Genomic DNA, 7,920 nt, shown 5'->3' with positions numbered 1-7,920 from the left:
CTCTATTAATATTAGGCAATCCATTAATTTGCGTTTGGCTGATATTTGTTCCTCCATTTCTCGAAGAAGATTTTTTACCTGTAACAACGACTTCCTCCAATTTGTTTTCCGTTTTTTGAACCTTAATTACAGGTAAATCATTTTCTCCTAACGACAATTGAATTTGTGTAGTGGTATATTCTTTTATTTCCATACTCTTAATGGTAATCTTGTATGGACCTCCAACAGTAAGGTTTTCTAAATTAAATCTACCTTGTTTGTCTGTGGTAGTCTCATAAACAGAATTAGTCGGTAAGTGAGTTAAGGTAACATTTGCCTCAACAACTGGTGCATTTCCATCTGTAACTTTACCAGATAAAGATGAAGTAGTAATTTGTGCAGATAAGAAACCTATCGTAAACAAAAATACAGTAGTAAAAAATAATTTTAATTTCATAGTAAATGTGTGTTTTTTAGTGCTGCAAAAATAAATCTATAAACATGCACATTAATTAATTCGACTGTTATTATTATATTTTTTTATTGTTATCTTAATGTTAAGAGATTGGATTTAGAAAAAAAATCCTATCTAATTAAGATAGGAATAATATTAATTTAACACAAAAAAAAAGAGTTTAATAGTCAGTGTATTAAATAAATAACAAAAGTAATTCATAAATAATACAAGCTAATAATGCTGAAACTGGTATAGTTAATATCCATGCCCAAAGTAATTTAACGGTCACTCCCCAACGAACTGCGGATACCCTTTTTGTTACTCCAACTCCAATGATAGAACCAGTAATAGTATGTGTAGTAGAAACCGGAATTTTAAAATGCTCTGTGGTAAATAAAGTTAACGCACCAGCAGACTCTGCAACAACACCTTCAAAAGCATTTACTTTGGTGATTTTAGACCCCATAGTCTTAACAATTTTCCAACCTCCACTAAGTGTTCCTGCAGCAATTACTGAATAACAAGCAATCGGAATCCACTCAGGCATATTGGCTTTAATACCTTTATCCTCGTTAGGCAGTATTACATTAAGATCTAACAAACCATCTGACATATTATAATGCGGATGTGTTCTTAAAAACACAGCTACAGCAGCTGCAATAATACCCATTACTTTTTGAGAGTCATTTCCTCCATGACCCAAACTAAAAGCAGCTGAAGATAGTAATTGCATTCTTTTTAATACTTTCTCAGCTTTTGCTGTAGATAAAAAACTAAAAGATAAATTGAAGATTGCCAAACTAAAAAATATAAAGCCAACAAGCAACCATTTAATATTTCCTGGCTCACTAATTATTGCTAGAAAATGATTTTCAAAACGTGGTTTTTCGATATCAAATATCATTACTGTTGATAAAAACCACAATACCAACCCTATTAAAGTAAATGTGAAAACTTTAGGTAGGATTAATTTCTTGGAGGAATACATCATCCATAATGAAATGAAATAGGATATTATCATTCCTAAAAGAGGTGCTAATACAATAAAAGCTATAACGATAGCTACTCCAGAAGGCAAACCTCCGTTTTCTCCTGGTTTATACCAGTTAACTACATGAAATCCCGCATGTGCAATTGCAGCACCTGCAAACCCTCCAATTAAAGTATGGGAAGATGAAGAAGGTATTCCTTTCCACCACGTGATTAAATTCCAAATAATTGCAGCTAGAATACCTGCAAGAATTACTGTTAAATCGATATTTTCAGATTTTGCAGTCTTTGCAACGGTATCTGCCACCCCAAAACCGAATACCCAATAGGCTAAAAAGTTAAAAAAAGCAGCCCATAAAACGGCTTGAAAGGGAGTTAGTACTTTGGTTGCTACAATAGTAGCGATAGAATTGGCTGCATCATGAAAACCATTTATGTAATCAAATAATAAGGCAAGTACTATAATAACAATTAATAAAGTCATGGGGATTTAATAAAAATATTGTTATTAAATTAAGAGTGTTTTACAGAGATTTGCTCCATTACATTAGAAACACTTTTACATTTATCTGAAGCCGATTCTAAAGCCGAAAGCACTTCTTTATATTTAATAATGTTTTTAACATCAGTTTCGTTTTCAAAAATATCAGAAACCGCTTTATCAAATACAGCATCCGCTTTACTTTCTAATTTATTGATTTTTTTACAGGTATCTTTTATTAACTTGGTGTTATTTAAGTCTTTTAATTCTTTAATACCTTCATTGATTAACAAACAAGCCTCTAAATTAATTTCGGTTAATTTTCGAATAGATTTAGTGATTTTTTCAACTTGATATAAACGCATCCTACTTGCAGCCCCATGCATATAATCAGCCACATTATCAATAGCTTTTATTAAAGCATGAATATCTTCTCTGTCAAATGGAGTGATGAAATTCTTACTTAATTCTAAGTGTGTTTTATGTGTGATTTCTTCAATAGTAACCTCTAGTTCTTCAATTTTTCGGAAATAATCTTCACGTTCATTAGTTGGAGCATTAACTGCTTCGTGTAACGTTTCTGCCAAAACAACTAAATTAGCTGCTGCTTGCTCAAATAGAGGGAAAAATTTTTTATCCTTAGGAACTAAAAACTGAAAAATATTATTTAAGGTCATTTTTAATTAATTTATTATACGCTGCAAATATATCCATTTAATGTTAAGCCAATATTAAATTTGATTAAAAATATAACTAACAATGTTTATTAATATAGTTACTTTTTTAATTTCGATTTTGTAATTTAGCCTCATTAAATAAACCTTTTATGGACATCAACTTCAATAAAAACGAAGACCACAATAAACTTCTATTATCCGATTTAAAACAACGTTTTGCAAAAGTGAAACTGGGTGGCGGAGAAAAACGAATTGCAAAATTACATGCCGAAGGCAAAATGACGGCTCGGGAGCGAATTGATTATTTATTGGATACCAAAGCAAATTCCATAGAAATTGGTGCTTTTGTAGGTGACGGAATGTATACAGAGCATGGAGGCTGTCCTTCTGGCGGTGTGGTCGTGAAAATTGGATATATAAAAGGTAAACAATGCATTGTAGTAGCCAATGATGCTACTGTAAAAGCGGGGGCTTGGTTTCCTATTACGTGTAAAAAGAATCTTCGTGCCCAGGAAATCGCAATGGAAAACCGTTTACCAATCATTTATTTAGTTGATTCAGCAGGTGTTTATCTTCCTATGCAGGATGAAATATTCCCAGATAAAGAACATTTTGGCCGCATTTTTAGAAACAATGCCCAAATGAGCAGCATGGGAATTACCCAAATTGCTGCCGTAATGGGAAGTTGTGTGGCTGGAGGTGCTTACCTTCCTATTATGAGTGACGAAGCCATGATTGTAGATAAAACAGGAAGTATCTTTCTCGCTGGAAGCTATTTAGTGAAAGCGGCTATTGGTGAGAATATTGACAATGAAACACTAGGCGGAGCTACAACGCATTGTGAAATTTCAGGTGTAACTGATTATAAAGCCAAAGACGATAAAGATGCGCTCGACCGAATAAAAAGTATTGTAAGTAAAATTGGCGATTATGATAAAGCCGGATTTAATAGAGAAAAACCTCAAAAACCTGCGTTAGCAGAAGACGATATTTTTGGAATACTCCCAAAATCAAGAGCAGAACAATACGACATGATGGAAATCATCAAGCGATTGGTTGATAATTCGGAATTGGATCTATACAAAGAAGATTATGGTAAATCCATAATTACTGCTTATGCCCGAATTGATGGCTGGGCAGTTGGAATAGTAGCAAATCAAAGAATGGTTTCTAAAACCAAAAAAGGAGAAATTCAGTTTGGCGGGGTGATTTACTCTGATTCTGCTGACAAAGCAACCCGATTTATTGCCAATTGTAATCAGAAGAAAATACCCTTAGTTTTCGTTCAAGATGTTACTGGATTTATGGTAGGATCAAAAAGTGAACATGGGGGCATCATTAAAGATGGAGCCAAAATGGTGAATGCAGTAGCCAATTCGGTGGTGCCAAAATTCACAGTTGTTGTTGGGAATTCTTATGGCGCGGGAAATTATGCCATGTGTGGTAAAGCCTACGACCCTCGATTGATTTTTGCATGGCCAAGTGCGGAACTTGCTGTAATGGGTGGAACGCAAGCAGCTAAAGTTTTGGCGCAAATTGAAGCATCAGCTTTAAAAGCAAAAGGCGAAGTGATTGATGAAGTGAAAGAAAAAGAATTATTTGATAAAATAAAAGCACGCTACGACGAGCAAGTTTCTCCGTATTATGCAGCCTCAAGGTTGTGGACTGATGCAATTATTAATCCGTTAGACACAAGAACTTGGATCTCTATGGGTATTGAAGCAGCCAACCACGCTCCTATTGATAAGAAATTTAATTTAGGCGTAATTCAGGTGTAAATCAAAATACATAATGAGAAAAAACATAAACTATTTTTTGTACTTTTTTTTAATTGTTACAACAATAACTGCACAAAAAAAACTGAATTATAACAGTAAAGGAGAATTGAATCTAACAGATTATAAACTCCTTTTGAAGAACAAAAAATATCAGGCGATTTCCGCATTTGATACGGTATCTACAAAACCACTTTTGGTATACGCCATTTATATTAAGAATAAAAAACTTGGAATTTTAGATCATACAGCTAAAGAGGTTACACCTGCCATATACGACGGCATTGAAGGCTTGAATATCAGTTACACTACAGTAATGTTTGGATTTCATGAAAGCTATCCGGTAAAGATTGGCAAGAAATATGGCTTAATTTCGAACAGAGGAAAAGTCATTTTGCCTTTGGAGTACGATTACATTAACTGCGAAGCTAAAAAAAGTGTGAATAGAACTCAAAGAAAAGAAGTAGTAACTGATTCGGTTATTTTCGCTAGCAAAGGAAATGAAGAAATGTATTTTAGCCCACAGGGAAAGTTATTGAAAAAAGTTAACAACAATCAACAAGGCGAGTCAGAGGTTGTCCAAGAGACTCGTTATTATGATGATAACTTTTCTAACTACTCTACTCCAGAAAAAAAGTACGAAACATCACCTTATGGAACTATTATTCAAAAACTGGATAATGGTTTTGCTATAATACAGGCAAAAGTCGAAAATAAATATTACTATCAGGGCTTAATAGATTTGGCAACTAACAAACTTATTCTTCCTGCCATTTATTCTAATCTAATGGTGGTTCAAAAAGACAAAATTATCGCCATAAAAGACAAAAAGTACAATCTATTCAATACCAAAGGAGAATTGCTTTTACAAGAAACCTACGATAGAATAGATAGTTTTAATAAAATTTACTGGATTAAAAAAGAAGGAAAAACAGCCATTTTCGATTTGGATTTAAATCAAAAATCAGATTTTATTTATGATTCTTTCGGATCCTCTGGACCTGATTTTATGGAAGCTAAAATCGGAACAAAGGAAGGTGTAATCGATACTTACGGAAATATTGCCATACCATTTATTTATGATAATGTAGAAGGCTACTTCAATCGATTGGGTTCAGGGTTTGCATTCTTTAAGGTTACGAAAGAGGGAAAAAAAGGTATCTTATCAACCAAAGGAGAAAAGTTGACCGAAATCGTTTATGATGAAATCACTCCAGAATGCACAATTGAAGAACACGATGGTTATGGTGAACTAACCATGCCTATAGATCATGATTACAATCAAAAAGAAAATAATTATTTTATCATCAAAAAAGAGGATAAATACGGTTTGCTAGATAATAGTTTCAAACCAATGATTGAAAACAAATACGACATTATAAAAAAAAGTTTTCATAATGATTTTGTAATAATAGGAAAAAAACAAGCTAATAACTATCCTGATTTAAGCCTTTTAAATATTCGAACTAATACGATTATCTTGCCTTACGAATACGATTATTTCAAATACCTTGGAGGAAATTATTTCATGATTTACAAAAAAGCACAAATGGCAGTTTGCAATTTCGATGGTAAAATTATTATCCCAATGGCACCATGTACTGACCTATCAGACAGATTTTACCATTCGACAATTTATCACGGACTTTCAAAAATTGACGGTAGAAAAAGCAATTACTTGATAGATTATCAAGGTACTCAAGTTGACATGGCTTCGCATTAAATCGAAATTTATCTTTTTTAATATCAACTTTTAATTTATCAAAAAACTAACATCCAGTAATCGATTCAATTATGAAAAAAATATTTATTCAAAGTTTTATCCTTTTCAGTTTTCAATTTCTTTCAGCTCAAGAAATAGCTACTAGAAAAGATTCCCTTCAAGGAGGTTTGCGACCAGAGCGCACATGCTTTGATGTGCAGCACTATGATTTGAATATCAAAATCAATATTGATGAAAAATCAATTGTTGGGTATAATGATATTAGTTTTAAAGTTGTTGAAAATACTAAGAAAATTCAGGTTGATTTATTTCAAAACATGCATGTCGATTCTATTTTTTATAACAAAAAAAAATTAGACTATAAAAGAGAATTTAATGCTGTATTCATTGACTTTCCAACAGATTTAAAGAGAGACAGCGAAGCTAAAATTCGTTTTTATTATTCGGGTAAACCGATAATTGCAAAAAATGCACCTTGGGATGGTGGATTTGTTTTTACTAAAGACAAGCAAGGCAAACCATGGATAGCTGTAGCATGTCAAGGAACTGGCGCTAGCTTGTGGTACCCGGTTAAAGATTCACAAAGTGATGAGCCGGATAATGGTGCAACAATAAAAGTGGCAGTGCCAAATGGCTTAATGAATGTTTCCAATGGAAGATTTAAAGGAAGTCAGGATTTGAAGAACGGTTACACTCGTTGGGATTGGGAAGTAAAAAACCCTATAAATACCTATGACATTACGGTAAATATTGCCGATTATGCTCACCTTCATGACAAACTAGCCGACTTAGATTTGGATTACTATGTTTTAAAAGGGAATGAAGAAAAGGCCAAAAACCATTTTGAAGAGGCAAAATTAATGCTGAATTGCTTTCAGAGTAAATTTGGAACCTATCCTTTTAAAGAAGACGGATACAAATTAGTTGAAACTCCTTATTTAGGTATGGAGCACCAAAGTGCTGTTGCTTACGGAAATAAGTATAGAAAAGGTTATTTAGGAAGTGATCTTTCGGGAACAGGAATTGGATTATTGTTTGATTACATAACCATTCACGAAAGTGGACATGAATGGTTTGGAAATAGCATTACTTCCCGCGATATTGCCGATATGTGGATTCACGAAGGTTTTACAATGTATAGCGAAGTCGTTTATGTTGAATGCCAATATGGAGCAGAAAAAGCACAAAAATACATGAACGGAATGAAACGTAATGTAAGTAATGACGAACCTATTATTGGTCCGTTTGGTGTGAATAAGGAAGGATCGGGAGATATGTATTACAAAGGTGCTTTGATGTTGAATACGTTGCGTCACATAATTCACAATGAAGAGTTATGGTGGAAACTAATTTTAGACTACTCTACCACTTACAAACACAAAATTATTGATACGGAAACTGTTGTTTCTTTTTTTAATAAAGAAAGCAATATGAATCTAACTCCAGTTTTCAATCAATATTTGCGTTATTCTAATATTCCTGAGTTGTTAATTCGAAAAAACAACTCTAATTTAGAGTTCAAATGGAATGCCAATGAACCTAATTTCAACATGCCAATAGATCTTGATGTAAATGGAAAAGAGATTAGAATGTATCCAACATTAGATTGGCAAATAATGGGGGATTTAAAACCAAATGATGAAGTTAAAGTCTTAACCAATAACTTTTATATTGATGTTCGAATTGAGTAAATTAATTACTTCCAACTTGCTTTTCGAATTACCTTACCGTTTTCTGTTTCTTTAAATTTAGGTACAAAAATTAGTTCTTTTGGATGTTCGTATTTATCCAAGGAATCGAAAACAGTAGAATCAACATTAAATGGCTCGCCTTCAATT

The 7,920-nt window shown here is 33.0% G+C and carries 6 protein-coding genes; 3 read left to right on the top strand and 3 right to left on the bottom strand.

From position 1 onward, the window contains the following. The 3 genes from ACKOWY_RS08110 to ACKOWY_RS08100 all read right to left on the bottom strand — a co-directional run. Window positions 1-403: carboxypeptidase-like regulatory domain-containing protein (locus ACKOWY_RS08110; protein ID WP_408940936.1), on the bottom strand; the 403-nt coding region annotated here is incomplete at its 3' end. A 226-nt stretch (window positions 404-629) separates the two neighbouring features. Continuing rightward, the gene (locus ACKOWY_RS08105; protein WP_408940935.1) at window positions 630-1,910 is read right to left on the bottom strand and encodes an anion permease; all 1,281 of its coding nucleotides are present in this window, start codon (window positions 1,908-1,910) and stop codon (window positions 630-632) included. Window positions 1,911-1,939: 29 nt separating this feature from the next. Beyond that, window positions 1,940-2,584: a DUF47 domain-containing protein gene (locus ACKOWY_RS08100; RefSeq protein WP_408940934.1), complete on the bottom strand. Its 645-nt coding sequence runs from the start codon at window positions 2,582-2,584 to the stop codon at window positions 1,940-1,942. A 149-nt stretch (window positions 2,585-2,733) separates the two neighbouring features. Between ACKOWY_RS08100 and ACKOWY_RS08095 the strand changes: the two genes are divergently transcribed. The 3 genes from ACKOWY_RS08095 to ACKOWY_RS08085 all read left to right on the top strand — a co-directional run bounded on the left by ACKOWY_RS08095 (window position 2,734) and on the right by ACKOWY_RS08085 (window position 7,773). After that, window positions 2,734-4,362, top strand: coding sequence for an acyl-CoA carboxylase subunit beta (locus ACKOWY_RS08095; protein WP_408940933.1), 1,629 nt, complete (start codon window positions 2,734-2,736; stop codon window positions 4,360-4,362). A 13-nt stretch (window positions 4,363-4,375) separates the two neighbouring features. Continuing rightward, window positions 4,376-6,082 (top strand): WG repeat-containing protein, encoded by a 1,707-nt coding sequence (locus ACKOWY_RS08090; RefSeq protein ID WP_408940932.1) that lies wholly within the window; start codon window positions 4,376-4,378, stop codon window positions 6,080-6,082. A gap of 71 nt (window positions 6,083-6,153) precedes the next feature. Next, window positions 6,154-7,773, top strand: a complete 1,620-nt coding sequence (locus tag ACKOWY_RS08085; protein ID WP_408940931.1) for a M1 family metallopeptidase — start codon at window positions 6,154-6,156, stop codon at window positions 7,771-7,773. Window positions 7,774-7,920: the final 147 nt, after the last annotated feature.

This window comes from Flavobacterium sp. (assembly GCF_046073885.1).
Classification (GTDB): Bacteria; Bacteroidota; Bacteroidia; order Flavobacteriales; family Flavobacteriaceae; genus Flavobacterium.
The sequence above is the reverse complement of the archived record's forward strand: the minus strand, read 5'-3'. Positions and strand labels throughout refer to the sequence as shown.

Excerpts from the sequence above, each read along its gene's own strand:
- ACKOWY_RS08105 (WP_408940935.1), bottom strand. The coding sequence starts at position 1,910 with ATGACTTTATTAATTGTTATTATAGTACTTGCCTTATTATTTGATTAC.
- ACKOWY_RS08100 (WP_408940934.1), bottom strand. The coding sequence starts at position 2,584 with ATGACCTTAAATAATATTTTTCAGTTTTTAGTTCCTAAGGATAAAAAA.
- ACKOWY_RS08095 (WP_408940933.1), top strand. The coding sequence starts at position 2,734 with ATGGACATCAACTTCAATAAAAACGAAGACCACAATAAACTTCTATTA.
- ACKOWY_RS08090 (WP_408940932.1), top strand. The coding sequence starts at position 4,376 with ATGAGAAAAAACATAAACTATTTTTTGTACTTTTTTTTAATTGTTACA.
- ACKOWY_RS08085 (WP_408940931.1), top strand. The coding sequence starts at position 6,154 with ATGAAAAAAATATTTATTCAAAGTTTTATCCTTTTCAGTTTTCAATTT.